This is a genomic window from Rossellomorea oryzaecorticis, assembly GCF_045897515.1.
In the GTDB taxonomy this organism is placed as follows: Bacteria; Bacillota; Bacilli; order Bacillales; family Bacillaceae_B; genus Rossellomorea; species Rossellomorea enclensis.
The window spans coordinates 232,357-247,596 of sequence record NZ_JBJOSA010000001.1 but is presented as its reverse complement, the minus strand read 5'-3'; the positions used below and the strand labels follow the sequence as shown (position 1 = coordinate 247,596).

The 15,240-nt window shown below is 44.3% G+C and carries 19 protein-coding genes and 1 pseudogene; 9 read left to right on the top strand and 11 right to left on the bottom strand.

Annotation, left to right across the window (positions count from 1 at the left end; genetic code table 11):
- The first annotated feature begins 163 nt into the window (after positions 1–163).
- Together ACKA06_RS01250 and ACKA06_RS01245 are read left to right on the top strand one after the other, a co-directional pair.
- The gene (locus tag ACKA06_RS01250; RefSeq protein ID WP_411158870.1) at positions 164–2,134 is read left to right on the top strand and encodes a phospholipase D-like domain-containing protein; all 1,971 of its coding nucleotides are present in this window, start codon (positions 164–166) and stop codon (positions 2,132–2,134) included.
- Between the two features lie 130 nt (positions 2,135–2,264).
- Positions 2,265–2,492: a hypothetical protein gene (locus tag ACKA06_RS01245; protein ID WP_411158869.1), complete on the top strand. Its 228-nt coding sequence runs from the start codon at positions 2,265–2,267 to the stop codon at positions 2,490–2,492.
- A 61-nt stretch (positions 2,493–2,553) separates the two neighbouring features.
- Here ACKA06_RS01245 and ACKA06_RS01240 read toward each other — a convergent pair whose 3' ends face one another.
- The 3 genes and pseudogenes from ACKA06_RS01240 to ACKA06_RS01230 all read right to left on the bottom strand — a co-directional run bounded on the left by ACKA06_RS01240 (position 2,554) and on the right by ACKA06_RS01230 (position 4,970).
- Positions 2,554–2,841 (bottom strand): hypothetical protein, encoded by a 288-nt coding sequence (locus tag ACKA06_RS01240; protein ID WP_032085585.1) that lies wholly within the window; start codon positions 2,839–2,841, stop codon positions 2,554–2,556.
- A 177-nt stretch (positions 2,842–3,018) separates the two neighbouring features.
- Positions 3,019–3,889 (bottom strand): annotated as a pseudogene (locus tag ACKA06_RS01235) (DMT family transporter).
- A 280-nt stretch (positions 3,890–4,169) separates the two neighbouring features.
- Positions 4,170–4,970 carry a VLRF1 family aeRF1-type release factor gene (locus ACKA06_RS01230; protein WP_032085586.1) on the bottom strand — a complete coding sequence of 267 codons (801 nt, stop codon included), beginning with the start codon at positions 4,968–4,970 and terminating at the stop codon, positions 4,170–4,172.
- A 155-nt stretch (positions 4,971–5,125) separates the two neighbouring features.
- Here ACKA06_RS01230 and ACKA06_RS01225 point away from each other — a divergent pair, with 155 nt between their 5' ends.
- A complete protein-coding gene (locus ACKA06_RS01225) occupies positions 5,126–5,542 on the top strand; it encodes a GNAT family N-acetyltransferase (RefSeq protein WP_058299008.1) in 417 nt (138 codons plus the stop codon).
- 46 nt (positions 5,543–5,588) lie between these two features.
- On the opposite strand, the gene ACKA06_RS01220 is transcribed toward ACKA06_RS01225, so the two are convergent.
- Positions 5,589–6,002: an RDD family protein gene (locus ACKA06_RS01220; RefSeq protein WP_032085588.1), complete on the bottom strand. Its 414-nt coding sequence runs from the start codon at positions 6,000–6,002 to the stop codon at positions 5,589–5,591.
- A gap of 205 nt (positions 6,003–6,207) precedes the next feature.
- Between ACKA06_RS01220 and ACKA06_RS01215 the strand changes: the two genes are divergently transcribed.
- Positions 6,208–6,435, top strand: a complete 228-nt coding sequence (locus tag ACKA06_RS01215) for a hypothetical protein (RefSeq protein ID WP_032085589.1) — start codon at positions 6,208–6,210, stop codon at positions 6,433–6,435.
- Positions 6,429–6,551, top strand: coding sequence for a hypothetical protein (locus ACKA06_RS01210; RefSeq protein ID WP_269751547.1), 123 nt, complete (start codon positions 6,429–6,431; stop codon positions 6,549–6,551). Before ACKA06_RS01215 ends, ACKA06_RS01210 begins: the two co-directional genes overlap by 7 nt.
- A 116-nt stretch (positions 6,552–6,667) precedes the next feature.
- On the opposite strand, the gene aldA is transcribed toward ACKA06_RS01210, so the two are convergent.
- The 3 genes from aldA to ACKA06_RS01195 form a co-directional block, all read right to left on the bottom strand.
- The gene (gene aldA / locus ACKA06_RS01205) at positions 6,668–8,113 is read right to left on the bottom strand and encodes an aldehyde dehydrogenase (protein ID WP_411158868.1); all 1,446 of its coding nucleotides are present in this window, start codon (positions 8,111–8,113) and stop codon (positions 6,668–6,670) included.
- Between the two features lie 121 nt (positions 8,114–8,234).
- Positions 8,235–9,257, bottom strand: coding sequence for an MDR family NADP-dependent oxidoreductase (locus tag ACKA06_RS01200; protein ID WP_032085591.1), 1,023 nt, complete (start codon positions 9,255–9,257; stop codon positions 8,235–8,237).
- 134 nt (positions 9,258–9,391) lie between these two features.
- Positions 9,392–9,895, bottom strand: coding sequence for a peroxiredoxin family protein (locus ACKA06_RS01195; protein ID WP_032085592.1), 504 nt, complete (start codon positions 9,893–9,895; stop codon positions 9,392–9,394).
- A 131-nt stretch (positions 9,896–10,026) separates the two neighbouring features.
- Here ACKA06_RS01195 and ACKA06_RS01190 point away from each other — a divergent pair, with 131 nt between their 5' ends.
- Entirely contained in the window at positions 10,027–10,335 is a 309-nt protein-coding gene (locus tag ACKA06_RS01190) for a hypothetical protein (RefSeq protein ID WP_032085593.1), read from the top strand.
- A gap of 331 nt (positions 10,336–10,666) precedes the next feature.
- Here ACKA06_RS01190 and ACKA06_RS01185 read toward each other — a convergent pair whose 3' ends face one another.
- Complete coding sequence (locus tag ACKA06_RS01185; RefSeq protein ID WP_032085594.1) at positions 10,667–11,107, bottom strand: GNAT family N-acetyltransferase; 441 nt, start codon at positions 11,105–11,107, stop codon at positions 10,667–10,669.
- A gap of 189 nt (positions 11,108–11,296) precedes the next feature.
- On the opposite strand from ACKA06_RS01185, the gene ACKA06_RS01180 reads away from it, so the two are divergent.
- The 3 genes from ACKA06_RS01180 to ACKA06_RS01170 all read left to right on the top strand — a co-directional run bounded on the left by ACKA06_RS01180 (position 11,297) and on the right by ACKA06_RS01170 (position 12,693).
- Complete coding sequence (locus ACKA06_RS01180) at positions 11,297–11,596, top strand: DUF3817 domain-containing protein (protein ID WP_411158867.1); 300 nt, start codon at positions 11,297–11,299, stop codon at positions 11,594–11,596.
- Positions 11,597–11,628: 32 nt separating this feature from the next.
- A complete protein-coding gene (locus tag ACKA06_RS01175) occupies positions 11,629–11,901 on the top strand; it encodes a DUF1450 domain-containing protein (protein ID WP_032085596.1) in 273 nt (90 codons plus the stop codon).
- A 78-nt stretch (positions 11,902–11,979) separates the two neighbouring features.
- Complete coding sequence (locus ACKA06_RS01170; protein ID WP_058299000.1) at positions 11,980–12,693, top strand: 5-formyltetrahydrofolate cyclo-ligase; 714 nt, start codon at positions 11,980–11,982, stop codon at positions 12,691–12,693.
- A gap of 363 nt (positions 12,694–13,056) precedes the next feature.
- Here ACKA06_RS01170 and ACKA06_RS01165 read toward each other — a convergent pair whose 3' ends face one another.
- From ACKA06_RS01165 to ACKA06_RS01155, 3 genes are all read right to left on the bottom strand, one after another.
- On the bottom strand, positions 13,057–13,614 hold the full coding sequence (locus tag ACKA06_RS01165) for a beta-class carbonic anhydrase (protein ID WP_032085599.1): 558 nt from the start codon (positions 13,612–13,614) through the stop codon (positions 13,057–13,059).
- Between the two features lie 35 nt (positions 13,615–13,649).
- Positions 13,650–14,147: a hypothetical protein gene (locus ACKA06_RS01160; RefSeq protein ID WP_032085600.1), complete on the bottom strand. Its 498-nt coding sequence runs from the start codon at positions 14,145–14,147 to the stop codon at positions 13,650–13,652.
- Positions 14,148–14,230: 83 nt separating this feature from the next.
- The gene (locus tag ACKA06_RS01155; RefSeq protein ID WP_064563390.1) at positions 14,231–14,896 is read right to left on the bottom strand and encodes a cobalamin B12-binding domain-containing protein; all 666 of its coding nucleotides are present in this window, start codon (positions 14,894–14,896) and stop codon (positions 14,231–14,233) included.
- Between the last annotated feature and the right edge of the window lie 344 nt (positions 14,897–15,240).

Genomic DNA, 15,240 nt, shown 5'->3' with positions numbered 1-15,240 from the left:
CCCTGGGTGTATAGTATTATCAATTTACAAAACCAAAACACTATTTACAAAATAATAAGAATAATAACACCCTTCAGCCTATTACTCTGCAAAATAAGACAAAATATACTTGTACTGTAATCTATTTTTTATATTTGTCATCTATTTTGAAAGGGGAAAGGGTATGAGCATGAAAAAGTTTTCTTTGTCAGTAATGAGTACAGCGTTATTGCTTGCGGGGAGCCTCGTTCCACAAGGGTTCACGGATACTAAGGAAGCGGCGGCAGCCTCCAATACGGCCGTGATCAATGAAGTCGCCTGGATGGGGACGACGGCTTCTTATAATGATGAATGGATTGAATTGTATAACGGATCTTCATCCAGCTTGTCCCTTGATGGATGGGTGCTTGAAGCCCAGGACGGTTCACCGTCCATCCAGTTAAGCGGATCGGTGGCGGCGGACGACTATTTTCTTTTAGAAAGAACAAGTGACAGCACGATTTCAGGTGTGGCAGCGGACCAGATTTATACAGGAAGTCTTGGTAATTCGAATGAAGTACTCTACTTGAAGGATGCTTCAGGAACGGTCGTTGACGAGGTAGACAGCTGGTATGCGGGGGATAATACGACAAAGGCGGCGATGGAGAGAACTGACATCACCGCGACCGGTACGAGCGCAGCAAGCTGGGGTACATCGACTGCTGCCTACGAAGGCGGATATGGGACACCAAAGGCCCCTAACTCCCAGCAGTCTGCACCTCCTTCAGGCAGCGGAAGTGAATCCTTGACGAATGTCAGCGAGGAACTTGGCGCAATCAATGTCTTCTTCAACAAAAGTGCGGCAACTCAATATGCATCTTCTGGCAACGCGGCAAACTATAATGTGAATCTGGAAGATCAATTGATTGAAAGGCTGAATGAAGCGACGACCTCGATTGATTTTGCTACATATGAAATCAATCTGCCGCGTGTGGTTGATACGCTCATGGAAAAAGCAGCTCAAGGAGTCGATGTGCGTATCCTTGCCGATGCGAAGTACGGGGCAGATCCTCATTATGCCGAACGATATGAAACAATGAGACTTTATTTAGAGAAGCTTGTCCGCGGAAAAGATAAGATCGTAGGAACGGCGGACGATGCTCATATTCTGTCGGATTCCCCGATGTTTGCGGTTGAAGACGCCGCGAAACGTTCTGGGTACAATCTGCCTGCCGATTTCAATGATTTCACGCAGCGCACGGTGATGGTGGGAAGCACGGAGACGACAGGTCATCTGTTCGTTGAAGGTGAAGAGAAGGCAGCGGACAGTTACTATTCACCGGGTAACCAGATGCACAACAAATTTGCTGTGGTGGATGATCAATGGGTGTTCACAGGCAGCTGGAACTATACGGTGACAGGACTTTACGGATCAGAAGAGAATATGAATCAGGGAATTCTTGACGGGAACCAGCAGCATGTCGTAGAGGTGCATTCTCCTGAGCTTGCTGCCATCTATGAAACAGAGTTCGAGGAAATGTGGGGGAGCGCGACCACAACACCTGATAAGGCGGTTTCTAACTTCAGTACGCGCAAAATCGATAATACACCTCACTCAGTGACGATCGGGGGGAAAGAAGTCGAGGTATATTTTTCATCAGGTGATGATGCAGTCGGGCGTATGACTGAACTTGTGAGAACAGAAGCGGATGAGAATGCTTATTTCACGATTTTCGCCTGGAGTGACCAGGCTTTGGTGGATGAACTGAAGAACAAATGGGAAGGAAACTATGCCGATAATCAGGGGACGCTGACTGGCTTTGATGTCAAAGGACTGTTCGATGCAAGCTTCTGGAATCAATGGTGGTCTGCTAGTATTGAAATGACCGGCAGGACGGCAACCCAGACGAGCGAAAACAACCCGAATATCCGCTGGGCCAACCCGGCTCCGGTTTACTCTGCTAATGAAAGCAGAAAGCTCCATGCCAAAACGATGATCATCGATGCAGACACGGCCAGTGACCCGACCGTCATCGTCGGTTCTACGAACTGGAGTGAAAACGGGAACAATGTAAATGATGAAAATATGCTGATCATCCATGATGCTGCGGTAACAAATCAGTTTCTGCAGGAATTCAATGCGCGGTATGTGAATGCCGGCGGTGTAATTCAGTAATCAATAATGCAGTTTGGCTTTGGGAGTGAATCCCAGGGTTGGACTGCGTTTTTTTTTGTGAATGGAAAAGGTAAAAGCCTTCTTTTCTGGAATATTACAATAGATCGTGTTCAAAGAAAGGATGGCGATAATGAGTAATATCGATAAACGAAACCGCCTGGAAGAATCTCCGTTTACATATAGGGAAATGAAAAACGGTATGGTGTTTATAGATTATGAAGGAAAACAGGTTAGAATCCTTAAGGGGAAAGAAGCTGACAGATTCATAAAAAGAGTAAAAATGGCAGGAAGCGAAAAAGAAAAACAATTAGTGATGGCAAAGATCACCGGTAATTTTAAACGGGGAAATGAACATTGAGAATCAACCGAAAAAGATGCCTCCATCTGGAAGCATCTTTTTTCAGTTGAAGGCATCAGGATCATTCCATCCCAGGCGCCTTCTGAATTTCAAAAATAAGTACAATGGCAGTAATCGCGTGAGCAATCAACCGGATGATCGGGAAGAAATTGAGGAATGAGGCAATGATTCCAAGCGCACTTCCGAGAATCGGCTGATCTTCTGATTTTGAAACGTACAACACACAAGCATGCCAGACCGCCACTAAGCAAAGGAGAAACGGAATTGCGTCACCAGCAATATTTCCAAAGACCGGGACCGCGAGAAATAATTCAATCGAAAAGGACAACCATTTAATACGTGAAAGCACGGCACACACCTCCTGTTTACAAAGTATGCAAAGTGGGAGGAGTGGTGCTTGTAAGAATGAGAGGAACGGAAAAAACCTGGTTTGAGTTCTCTATTTCCTTTGATATCTAATTGTTCTTTTACTAAGAACATGGCCGTTTCACAAAAAACTTAAATCATTTTAGATGAGATCACTTTCTTAGTCAGATTGCTTCACACTAAGCACGGTGATCGTAACCAGGATGACCGCCATGCCAAGAATTTGAATGGCATTCAAATGATCCCCGATAACCAGAACGCCAAATAATGAAGCTGTCACCGGCTCTACCATAGCGACCATGGAAGCATTTGACGGAGTAGTCCATCGTATTCCAATCACGTACAATGTAAATGAAAGTCCAGCCCCGAGGATCCCAAGAAGTAAAAATAGTCCTAGATCACTTGATGCCAACACTTCAACTGCTTCAGCCTTATCCGTGAAGAGAAAAAGGATGAGACAAAATGAAAAAAAAAGAAATGGCTAACGTGGCGGGCGGATTCGCGATAGAAGATGCATTTTTAAACCCGAAAATAAATAAAGCATAGGAAAGACCGGCAGCAAGTCCCGCGCCCATCCCAATAAAACTCACTGAAATCGATTCAGTGTTGTAGGCACCTGTAAGCAGGACAATCCCTAAAAGAACACCGGCAATGCAGCCCCACTTGAACCAAGTAGAAGGTTCAATCCGTAAGAAAAAGGAGATTAAGAGAACGAATACAGGTGCGGTGTACATTAAAGTAGCGGCTACCGCAACACTGGATGCCTCGATACTCAAAAAATAAAAAGTGAAATTCCCGGCAACGCCCACACCCGCAATCAGAGCCCACATGAATAAACGGGGAGAGGTGACCCGGTTTTGTCTAAGACGAAAGAGAAACCACAGAAAAAAACATATAAAGCCGACGGCCCCCCGGTAAAATGAAATCACAATCGGATCCCAGCCCTTGTTCATTAATACATCGGCAATTCCCCCGCTGATGCCCCAGCATATAGCGGCTAACACTACTAAACCAGTACCTGCAAATTTCATCATGTACCTCCTGACCGAACATATGTTGATAGAAAAAGGTGTTATGGGTAATTCCTTTAATCTTTATTCCTTAAACATGCATGAAAATATATGAGTGGATATTTTAGAAAATAGATACTGGCTGGGGTCAATTGAAAGGCGGATTTCCGTAGTATATCAATCTATGTATAAAAATTTATAATATGACTGGAATGAAATTTGGGGGATCCAGGGGATTTGAAGCTCCAAAACAGTAAAAAACCCGGAACCGCAATCAGGATCCGGGTTTTATACGTTTAGGTCAGGCTAGAAGTTTCTCAATCACCTTATGTTCATTTTCATTTAAGAGATTCTTCTGAATCGTATCGTGAACGTCTTTATTCATATTTTCCGAAAGTACCGCCGCTTCTTCTTTGTCACCGACAAGGACGATTTTTTCCCAGTTTTCATCGGCGGCTTTTTTATCGAGGATACTGCCAAGGCTCTTCCACCAGCGCTGCTGATTGGCTTTCAGCCTTTCATCAAATTCATCCTGCTGGTTTGATTTTCCGCCTCCGCTGCCCATGCTGACATCTGCATGGTGCGGTCCTTCACTTCGTCTCCAGTCCTCTGTGTCGAGATCGAATTCCATGAACTCGCTTGTTTGGAGCTGTCCGAAAGCGGAGGTGAGGATTTTGATCTGATTTTGCTGCAGGAGGACCAGTCCGGTTTGCGGATATTGGTCGTGCAGTGATTTTAATTGCTCGAGATGGGGCTTTTCCTCCCAATAGAAGTTCGTTTCGACCGGTACCTGCAGCTCGAACGTTTCCCAGATGCCGCTGTCATCTGAAGCAAAGATGATGAAGCTTCTGGGCAGTTCCCTTTCCCGGCTCAGGATATGATTTTCAACTTTTGGCCGGATCGCCTGCAGTCTTTCACGTTCTTCAGGGGCGCTTTCCAAATATTCGACTAGACTGTTGAAGCCGTTTTTCAGTGCGATTTTCCATTCGCCGCCCTGCTGATCGGGATCGCTTCGGTCGGTGTTCAGATAGACGGTCAATAGTTTGTCCGGTTTCTGCAAGGATAAGTTTTCAAGCTTGTTCATCGTTCGTTGAAAAGACATCGAACCTCTCCTTTGAAATTTTATGTCTATAGTATTCTATAAACGAGTTTGACAACCGTTAAACATGATTTTTGGGAGATTGGGTAAAATCTCCAAACCACATTGAAAGCAGCGAAAATGATAAACTGGAAAAATAAGAAAAGGGGGAGAATACATTGAAAATTACACAACAATGGAATCAGGAAGACAGCGACTACATAAGAAAAAAGTTGATTGAGTACAATATGAAATCAATCAATGACGAAGTGAAAACCCCATTGGAGAAGGTGAGTTTCGTTGTAAGGAACGAAAAGGATGAAATAGTGGGCGGGGTGACGGGTGAGACATTCTGGCACCATCTCCACATCGATTTCCTTTGGGTGGCCGAGGAACACCGAAAGGAAGGACTGGGTGTACAGCTCATTGAAAGAATAGAGGAATACGCAAGGGGACTTGGATGCTACTTGTCGGTACTTGATACATTCAGTTTTCAGGCACCCGGTTTTTATAAAAAACTCGGTTACAGAGAATTCGGTGTGCTGGAGGACTTTCCAAAGGGAGGGCGCCAGCATTTCATGGAGAAGCGATTATAACAAAAAACAACCAGCTCTAGATGAAGCTGGTTGTTTTTAAAGAGAATTACACTTCTTCGGGTTTGACGTGGGTCACATAGGTCCCGGCGATAAAATCATGAATCGCCCGTTTGTCTTCACGGATGCCGACCATAAAGGCACTGACGATGATCCCGATCCCCAATGTAAGACCGTAAACAATCCCGGAAACGATTGTCCGCATCAGCATGTTTCCTATGTGGACATTGCTTCCATCCTTTTTAACGATGCGGATACCCGCGATCCGCTTTCCGACTACATACCCTTTCCAAAGGACAGGAGTGATCAGAACATATAAAAACGTAATGGCAGAAACATAGGAATTCTCTTGTGAGAACTCACCCGTTACGAGTCCTGCAATAATAATCAGTGGAAGATTGATGATCAACCAATCCACTAAGTTGGCTACGAATCTGACCCCGAACCCCGCTGGCTGCGTCATGAACTTTCCCCCTTACCTCTCTGATTTGTAAAAATTGTAACATAATGACTACTACTATATGAAAAAGTTTCCTTAAATAAGACGAACTCCCTAAAAAAATGTGCTTAAAGACTGAGATTTTATAGAAAAATAGATTAAAAATGTTTTACAAATATCTCATCGGGTATATATTTACTAAATCAAACTTGACGGGAGAGAGTATAAAGTGAGCTACATTAATCGCGGAAGAGAACGTATTCAATTTGATCGAAAAGGCAGCGAACAAGATCTACATATCGTGGAATGCAGTCACTGTGAAAATGAATTCAGGACCCCGATGAATGTCCAGAAAATAGAATGTTCCCACTGCTCGGCATCAGCTAAATTCGATCATTCAGACTTCAGGGTCATCGGATTTATCGAAAATCATCAAGGGAGTGAAATGGCATGCTGAATAAAGATAAAATAGCAGATATGAAAATGGATTTCAGTGATATTCTCTGGATGAGTTCCGGTATCGTCATCATCCTTCTTCTGATCGCTATGGCAAATTTCTTCATCGTATCTTAAAAAAAATCTTATGAACGGCTTAAAAAGTCCCGTCTGTGATGGGGCTTTTATTATTATCATTCGGCCATACGTATAAAGCCCGTCCCTCTCAAAAAAGGGACGGGCTTTTCGATTGGTTATCCTTTATAGTTTTCATCATATTCAAGGTACACGACGTGAGTTTCCAAATACTCGTTCAGGCCGTGTTTGCCATCTGCCCCGCCAATTCCTGATTGGGCACGGCCGGCGTGAAAACCGTTGATGGCTTCGAAGTTTTCGCGGTTGACGAAGGTTTCCCCGTAGCGAAGTTCATTTGCCGCCCTCATGATTTCATGCAGATTTTCACTGAAGATGGATGAAGAGAGACCATACTCCGTGTCGTTGGCAAGTTCAATCACTTCATCGAAGTCCTTATATGTCATGATCGGCAGCACGGGACCGAAGATTTCTTCTTGGATGATCTCCATGTCCTGCTTGACGTCTGTGAGGATGGTGGGTTCGTAGTAATATCCTTTAGCATCAAGCGGCTTTCCGCCTGTAAGGATTCTGGCTCCGTTCTCTACAGCGTTATTGACCATTTCGGTTACGGTATCCAATCGATCCTGGTTCACAAGCGGGCCGATCTCATTGTTTCTGTCAGTAGGATCTCCGACAGACGTCTGTCTGAATGCGTCCGTGATTTTTTCGATGAATTCATCGGCCACACTCTCATGGACATAGACCCTTTCAGCATTCGTACAGGCCTGTCCTGAATTCGTGATCCTGGAGGTTTTGATTTTTTCAACAGCAAGGTCTATATCCGCATGCTTTGTCACGATGGCCGGGGCTTTGCCTCCAAGCTCCAGGTTCACCTTCGTGATGGATTTTGAAGCAGCCTCCATTACTTTTGAACCGGTAGGATAGCTTCCCGTCATGGAAACCATGCGCACCTTCGGATGACCTGACAAAGGATTACCGATGTCGGAACCTTTTCCTGTCACCAGGTTAAAGACCCCTTTCGGAAGCTCGACTTCATCAATGATTTTTGCGAACTCGCATGCTGTATTCGGCGTGTACTGACTCGGCTTCAGCACGATGGTGCACCCCGTTACGATTGCAGGGGCAACTTTTCTTGCCAAAATGAACATTGGGAAATTCCAGGGGACAATCCCTGCCACTACACCGATCGGCTTTTTGTAAACGAGGATATTTTCATTGGAACGTTCACTTTCAAGGATTTCCCCTTCATATCGGAGTGCCCAGCCAGCCATGTAGCGGAAATATTCGATGGACAGGTCGATTTCTCCCTCGGAGGCATCGATCGTCTTTCCATTTTCCATTGTCAGCAACTGAACAAATTCATCCCTTCGCTCCTCAAGCTTATCCGCGATCTTATGAAGGTACGAAGCCCTCTCTTTAGAAGGGACCTTCTCCCAAGTAAGAAAGGCGGAGTGGGCAGCTTCGATTGCCCGGTTTACATCTTCCTCCGAACCATTCTGGATTTTCGAAACTACTTCTTCTGTTGCGGGGTTGAGCACATCGAGGGTTTCACCTTTCGAGCCGTCTGTGAATTCCCCGTTGATATATAATTGATAGGATTTCATGAATCTTCCTCCTTGGTGTACTTTCTTTCTTGTTTATTTCTTTCCCTTTGTGAATAAGGAAGAAACATGGGGATGGGCTCGTAAAAAAAGACAGCCCTGTATGGACTGTCTTTTGTGAATATTATTTTTCAGGCTCTGCCACTTTCACAAGCTGCTTGCCTAGGTTTTTCCCTTGGAACAAGCCGAGAAAAGCATCCGTTACATTGTCAAAGCCTTCTGTGATTGTCTCTTCATACTGAAGTTTGCCTTCTGAGAGCCATTGGCCAAGCTCTGTCGCCCCTTCTTTGAATCGGTCGCTGTAGTCGTTGACGACAAATCCTTTCATGAGGGCGCTTGATTTAATCAGTTTCGATTGTACTCGCGGCCCAAGGTCCCTGTCGGTTTTATTATAGGAAGATATAGCTCCGCATACCGGTACGCGTCCGTGCTTATTCAGCAGGCTGATGGCTGCATCACCGATTTCGCCGCCGACGTTTTCAAAGTAGACGTCGACTCCATCCGGGCATGCTTCTTTCAATGTGCTGTAGATATCGTCTGTTTCTTTATAGTTGATGGCCTCGTCAAATCCGAGTGTTTCTTTCAAGTAATTCACTTTTTCCTCAGATCCTGCGATGCCTACCACGCGTGCACCTTTGATTTTCGCGATCTGGCCGACAACAGATCCAACCGCTCCGGCTGCACCGGAGACCACAACCGTTTCTCCTGCCTTAGGCTGGCCGATGTCAAGGAGACCGAAGTAGGCTGTCAGGCCTGTTAATCCGAGTACACTCAGGTGAGTGGATAGCGGGGCTGCATCCGGATCGATGGAGCGCACTTCTTTTTCGCCCGCCAGTGAATATTCCTGCCATGGAAGCATGCCTACGACGAAATCGCCTTGCTTGAATTGCTCCGATTTTGATTCCATGACTTCTCCTACGACACCGCCGGAGAGTGCTTCATTCAATGCGAAAGGCTCTACATAGGATTTAGCATCGGACATTCTGCCGCGCATGTAGGGGTCGACTGAAAGGTACAATGTTTTGATAAGAACCTCGCCCTGGGACGGATGAGGAACATCGACCTCTTTGTAAAGAAAATCACTTTCTTCGGGCATTCCCTCTGGACGGGATACGAGTTGGATCTGCTGCTGGGTTTCAGGGAGCATAAATTGGTTCCTCCTTTGAAAAGGTTGTATTTAATGAAACTTATCACAAACAGAACATGGGATACAAAGATTCGGCTTTTTCAATATGTAAAAAACCGCTTTGGTTTTTAAGTCAAAGCGGTTTTCCCTTAAGATTATTTCACATTCTTTTTAATATATTTCACGGTTCTTAAAAGTTCATCGGGATGCGGCCGTCCGAATGGGCCGGTCTGCTGCTGCTGATACATCAATTCGCCTTTTTCATTTACAAGGAAATAAGCAGGCTCGCCGTGCTCACCGTGATCTTCATACGGGGCGTCCTCGCCATGGTAGTAAACGTCGTACGCTTTAATGGCTTCGAGTTCCTTGTCTGCCATGATCGGGAATGTGATGTTTTCTTTGTTTGCATATTCCTGCAGGTCTTCTAAATCATCGTTCGCAACCGCCAGGATATGGACACCCTGTTCCTCGAATTTCTCTTTATTCGCCTGGAACTCACGAAGCTCCTCTTGACAGACCGGGCACCATGCTCCCCTGAAGAAAACGATCAAATGCCAGCTGTCATGTTCCTTTTGATGCTCCTTGAACGAGAATTTCTCACCTGCGACTGATGGGAGTGTGAAATCAGGTACCGTATCTTTTAATTGAAAGTTTGCCATATTTCATTCCTCCTTATCTGCATGGATAAACCATACTGTGTGGACATGCATACAATATAGTCTTAACTATTTTCTCTTACAAAGGGTGTTTTCCCGTTGTGTAAGAAATAAAACGTCTAAGGAGGTTCAGTATGGGACAAAGGGGAAGAAGAGGCTATTGTATTCCAGGTTATAAATGGTGCGGCCTGGGGTGCAGCGGACCTGGACAGCCAGTCAATGAAATTGACGCCGTCTGTATGGAACATGACCTGTGTTATGAAGAACACGGACCAGCTTGTCACTGCGACAGGGAATTCCTTTCAAGATTAAAACCGCATATCAATTTGGATTCCCGGGAAGGAAGGGATGCCTTCATCTTTTATCACTATATGAAATTCCAGAGCAGTGTAAAATGCGGTCAGGAGCGCAGGGGCTGCAATCGCGGGATGCGTTGGATTTAATGCGGTTTATCTATTGAGTTCTATATCTAAAGCCGATTGATGCTGAAATCTATTTCCGATGCGGTGACCCCACATTCCGTCTGCCAGAGATTACGGAGAGATGTACAGTCGGATTTATGAAATTGCTCTGGTAAAGCATATTGGGGTTATCGTTAATAAGTGAAACCCGAACTCATTTAAAAACTAAGTTTCTAATGAGCTCGGGTTTTTATTAGCATCGTTTAATAAGATATTAGCTTGTTCAAAGTCCACTCTAAAATGTTCGCATTTAGACCCTTGCCTTAAAGTTTTGTCCCACCCTCATTTAATCTTCCGAATAATGGGTATTCACTCATAAAGTCAGCGTATAATAATAAACTTCATCGTCCCTTACATAGCCATTTTTCTCATACAGATGCTGAGCGTGAAAATTATCATGATCGGTTTCGAGTATAACCGCTTTTGATCCGGTCAGTACGGCGTGCTCCCTTGCAGCAGCAAGAAGCAGCCGGCCGATGCATTTGTTTCTTGCCTGTTCCGCGATAAATAAATCATTCAGCTTCCAGATCGGTTTGAGATAAACGGAAGAGAAAGAAGGATAGAGCTGTGTAAATCCAAGGCATGCATCGTCATCGACAGCAATGAATATGATCGATTCATCGTTTGCCAGACGTTCTTCAAGGTAATGGCGCGCTCCTTCCAGGTCAGAAGGCTTTTTGTAAAACATGCGGTATTGGTTAAACAGCACAGCCACCCGGTCCAGGTCCTGAAGTCTCGCCCGAAGGATTTTCAAAGTTCTGAAGCCTCCTTTTAAAAAAAGTATTTACGTTTCCTATGTTTATGGGAAAAACGAGCTGAACATTCCTTTGAAACGGGGACCGGAACCCTTGGCAGGCAAAATCCAATGCTTACCGATATATGTCTCACGCCAACAATGGTATAATAGGCATGTCCAGACAGATTAGCAGAAAGAGGTTTTTATATGCTTAATTCAGCAATAGGGCGTTTCAGAGTGAGCGGTTTCATCGAGGGCGCTTCATTATTGATTTTATTATTCATTGCCATGCCTCTCAAGTACATGGTTGGTGTGCCGGAAGCTGTCACGGTTGTGGGTTCATTGCATGGATTATTTTTTGTGGTGTATGTGTTCGTCATCGGTTACACGACACTTAAAATCAGGTGGAACATCAAATGGGCGGCAGGTGCTCTTGCAGCAGCGTTCATCCCTTTTGGCAACCTGGTTCTGGATCGTTATATTAAGCGTTCATTTCCAGCTCAATAGAACTTGAACTTTATATAAAGGATGACTTACCAGTGAAGTTTATCAATCAACTATTTTCAAAGCGAAAGAATGTCACAGTCGAATTTTGCGAGAAGAACCTGGATCGGTTCTTAACAGAAGAGACTATGCCTGAGTATAGTGGGTTCTTGAATAGAAAGAACGTCACATATAAAGAATACGAATGCCAGAGCAGGTGCAAGGAATGCAAAAAGTCACCTTATGCCCTGGTGGATGGGGAGTTCACTCCCGCTGAAGATTCCCGTGCTCTGCTGGAAAAAATGAAAAAGCATATTGAAGAGAAGTAAACCGCGCAGATGTTGTGCGGTTTTGCTTTTCGTGTATTGATAGTAAGAGAAGAATGAAAGGTAAAGGAGGAATACCGGATGAGGACAAAAGAAGAAATCCGTCACCAAGTGTGGAACAGCCTGACCGAAAAAAAACTGGGACGTTTTCCGTTCCCGCTGGTCAATCGCATCCCTAACTTCAAAGGGGCGGAAGCGGCGGCGAAACATATGCAGGAAATGGATTTCTATAAAAACGCAAAAGTGGTTAAAGTGAATCCTGATGCACCACAGCTGCCACTAAGGACTTCTGTCTTGAAAGATGGTAAGACCCTACTCATTCCTACGCCGAGGCTGAAGGATGGGTTTGTTATGATCAAACCTGAGTGGGTGCCGAGTGGGGAAGAGAGGAAAGCGGCGAGTATCAAACATATGAATTCCTATGGGAAAGTGGTGCCCCTTACTGACATTCCTGAAATCGATTTGATTGTTGTGGGTTCTGTCGCAATTCACATGGACGGCAGAAGACTTGGAAAAGGGGAAGGGTATGCAGACCGCGAATATGCGATCCTCCGTGAAATCGGCAACAAACCCGTCCCTGTCATCACCACCATAAACAGTGAACAGCTGGTGGATGATGATATCCCAAGGGACTCATATGATTTGGCGGTCGATTGGATCTTTACAGAGAAGGGCGGAGTGGAGACACATACGCCTTACGAAAAGCCTGAAGGGATCGAGTGGGACCACGTCAGCGAAGACGATATGGAGAAGATGCCGATACTGAAAGAATTGAAGGATTTCTCGAATAAATAGAATGAATCAGGAGATTTTTTTGGAGAAAGAGTCTTATTTCAGTTAAAACATATGCATGCAGGCGGCAATCATGTGATTTTTTCTTCAATCCTCAGGATTTATCCCGGGACTCTGATGCCGAACGAAGAAACAGCACATAAATTTATTATCGAAAATGAAGAATTTATTATCGGAAATCAAAGATTTAATAGCGAAAAACGGCTTTTTATTATCGAATGCAAAAATTGTATTTTAAAAAATTGACCGGTAATAGTGGAAGAATGGATTTATGATCAAAAAGGCTTTTCTATTATTAAAAAGGCCGGCATGAAATCAAAAAAGGACAGCCCCGCAACGTTTAGGGGCTGTCCTTCTTTCATACACTTAATATCCTTCCACAACCAAATCAAGCTTCCCGGTTTCGGGAGAGATGACAAGTCCGTGGACGGGGATGTTTTTATCCATCAGCGGGTGGTTTTTGATCATGTCGACGCTGTGGGAAACACTTTCTTCAACGGAATTGAAGCCTTTCAGCCAGTCGTGAAGGTCGATCCCTGAGTAACTCAGAGTGTTAAACGTGTCTTCGTCGATGCCGCGCTCTTTCATCTTACCGATGATGTGTTCACTGTTGAGGGCGCTCATCCCGCATTCATGATGGCCGATGACGAGGACTTCGTCCGCCTGAAGCTCATACACTGCCACCAAAAGGCTTCGCATGATACTTCCGTATGGATGGGCGACAACCGCTCCGGCATTCTTGACGATTTTCACATCGCCGTTTTTCATATTCATTGATTTAGGAAGAAGCTCGACAAGGCGCGTATCCATACACGTCAAAATAACAAGCCGTTTGTCTGGAAACTTAGTCGTCCTATACTCTTCATATGATTTTTCTTCTACAAATTTCTGATTGTACTCAAGCAGATTTCCAAGTAAAGTCATATTCGATTCTCCCAACTTTGAAATGATGTACATCTTTATTGTACATTTTTCATAAGGAGGATTTCAATTTCTCTCACCCGATCCATGACTTCTTCCCTATTCCAATCACTCGTATTGGTCAATTTTAAGTAGAGTGAAGAAACACTTGCCAATACTTCTCTATGATTTGTATCTTTCCTGACGATATTCGATTCCCCAAGTCGGTCGAATAAGCCGTTCATCTGCTGCGAGACTTTCTCATATTCGTTGTCTTTTGTGATGACCGCCATATGAAACCGCTGCTGAACATCTGAAAACCTGTAGAATAGATCGACAAGTTCAAAGGAAGAATTCTTTTTCAGATTCACTTCCATTTTTCCGGATAGATCTTTGTGGATGATCCGGGCGAATTTAGGGGAGCTTTCTTCTTCAAGAATCGAGAGGAAACTTTCTCCCCGCTTTAAAAGGTCATACCCTGAGTCTGAGGCATCAAGGACGTTTAATCCCCTATCCAATATCAGATAGGGGATCGGACAGAAATCAAGATTTTCCACAGTATCCCTCCCTGTGAAAGGTTACGGACACCATTGTTCCGGCATCTCCGAGATGAAGTGCCGGTTAATTGTGAGAGAAACCTTCAGTTTGATATTTTTTCTTCTATCAGTGCAAGGAACTGATCGGCATGCTCCTCTAAGTACTCGTTCAATTCCCCTAAATCATAAAAGGTTTTGATCGAATCCTTTTTCAAGAATTCAAGTTTGTAGTGGGAGATAAGCCTTCCGCCAACCAGGATCTTTATATCCGGCTGCACTTTCTCTATCTCCTCAAGGCACTCTTTCAGCTGCTGTATTGTCGTTGTCATCCCGATGGATATCGCAACTGCTTGAGGTTTCCAGGCTTTGACGAATGTGACTGCATCCCGGATCGGCACATTCGCTCCCAGATAGCGTGTATTCCAATGCTGCTCTTTGAATATCTCGTTTGCAAGTTCAAGTCCCAGGCTGTGCTGCTCGCCTTCTATGCAGAATAAGAGGCCTTTTGGGCGGCGTTCGGACACTTCGTATGGAGTATAGACACTTGCAAGTAAATATTTTAAGGTGGCCGTAGCTAAATGTTCTTCAGCCACAGTGATTTGATTTTTCTCCCAAAGATCACCAATGCGATACATGGAAGGTCTTACAACAGATTCATAGAAAGTAAGGGAATCAGTACGACCCTGTATCGAAGAAGTATAAAGTTCAGATAATGCCTGAACATCACCCTTCAGTATTAATTTGGTAAAGGTGGGGACAAGCTGTTTCATGCATTATTACCCCCTTCTAAAGGTGAGGAAAGACAACTACGTAATTATATTCCACATATATTGTGAAATTCCTCTAAGAAAACGACTTAGAAAAACCATCCATATAATGAATATAAAAGTGTGGACCAGCCTTGCTTTATTCAAGGGATACGGGTCCAGGAATCACCGGCATCAGCATGTTGACTTTCTTAGCAATCTTATTTATGATAACCTCTGTACAACTATATGACGCTCACATAACTTGAGAGAGGTTCATAGCATTAACCCTCTATAAAAAACTATGTTTCTATGAAACGAATGGTTTTTCTAAAATCTAGAAAATCATTATCTACTAAGCGTAACAG

What these genes read in the sequence shown, in the direction of transcription:
- ACKA06_RS01250 (WP_411158870.1), top strand. Translation starts at nt 164, where the DNA reads ATGAGCATGAAAAAGTTTTCTTTGTCAGTAATGAGTACAGCGTTATTG.
- ACKA06_RS01245 (WP_411158869.1), top strand. Translation starts at nt 2,265, where the DNA reads ATGAGTAATATCGATAAACGAAACCGCCTGGAAGAATCTCCGTTTACA.
- ACKA06_RS01230 (WP_032085586.1), bottom strand. Translation starts at nt 4,970, where the DNA reads ATGTCTTTTCAACGAACGATGAACAAGCTTGAAAACTTATCCTTGCAG.
- ACKA06_RS01220 (WP_032085588.1), bottom strand. Translation starts at nt 6,002, where the DNA reads ATGACGCAGCCAGCGGGGTTCGGGGTCAGATTCGTAGCCAACTTAGTG.
- ACKA06_RS01210 (WP_269751547.1), top strand. Translation starts at nt 6,429, where the DNA reads ATGCTGAATAAAGATAAAATAGCAGATATGAAAATGGATTTCAGTGAT.
- aldA (WP_411158868.1), bottom strand. Translation starts at nt 8,113, where the DNA reads ATGAAATCCTATCAATTATATATCAACGGGGAATTCACAGACGGCTCG.
- ACKA06_RS01200 (WP_032085591.1), bottom strand. Translation starts at nt 9,257, where the DNA reads ATGCTCCCTGAAACCCAGCAGCAGATCCAACTCGTATCCCGTCCAGAG.
- ACKA06_RS01195 (WP_032085592.1), bottom strand. Translation starts at nt 9,895, where the DNA reads ATGGCAAACTTTCAATTAAAAGATACGGTACCTGATTTCACACTCCCA.
- ACKA06_RS01190 (WP_032085593.1), top strand. Translation starts at nt 10,027, where the DNA reads ATGGGACAAAGGGGAAGAAGAGGCTATTGTATTCCAGGTTATAAATGG.
- ACKA06_RS01180 (WP_411158867.1), top strand. Translation starts at nt 11,297, where the DNA reads ATGCTTAATTCAGCAATAGGGCGTTTCAGAGTGAGCGGTTTCATCGAG.
- ACKA06_RS01170 (WP_058299000.1), top strand. Translation starts at nt 11,980, where the DNA reads ATGAGGACAAAAGAAGAAATCCGTCACCAAGTGTGGAACAGCCTGACC.
- ACKA06_RS01165 (WP_032085599.1), bottom strand. Translation starts at nt 13,614, where the DNA reads ATGACTTTACTTGGAAATCTGCTTGAGTACAATCAGAAATTTGTAGAA.
- ACKA06_RS01155 (WP_064563390.1), bottom strand. Translation starts at nt 14,896, where the DNA reads ATGAAACAGCTTGTCCCCACCTTTACCAAATTAATACTGAAGGGTGAT.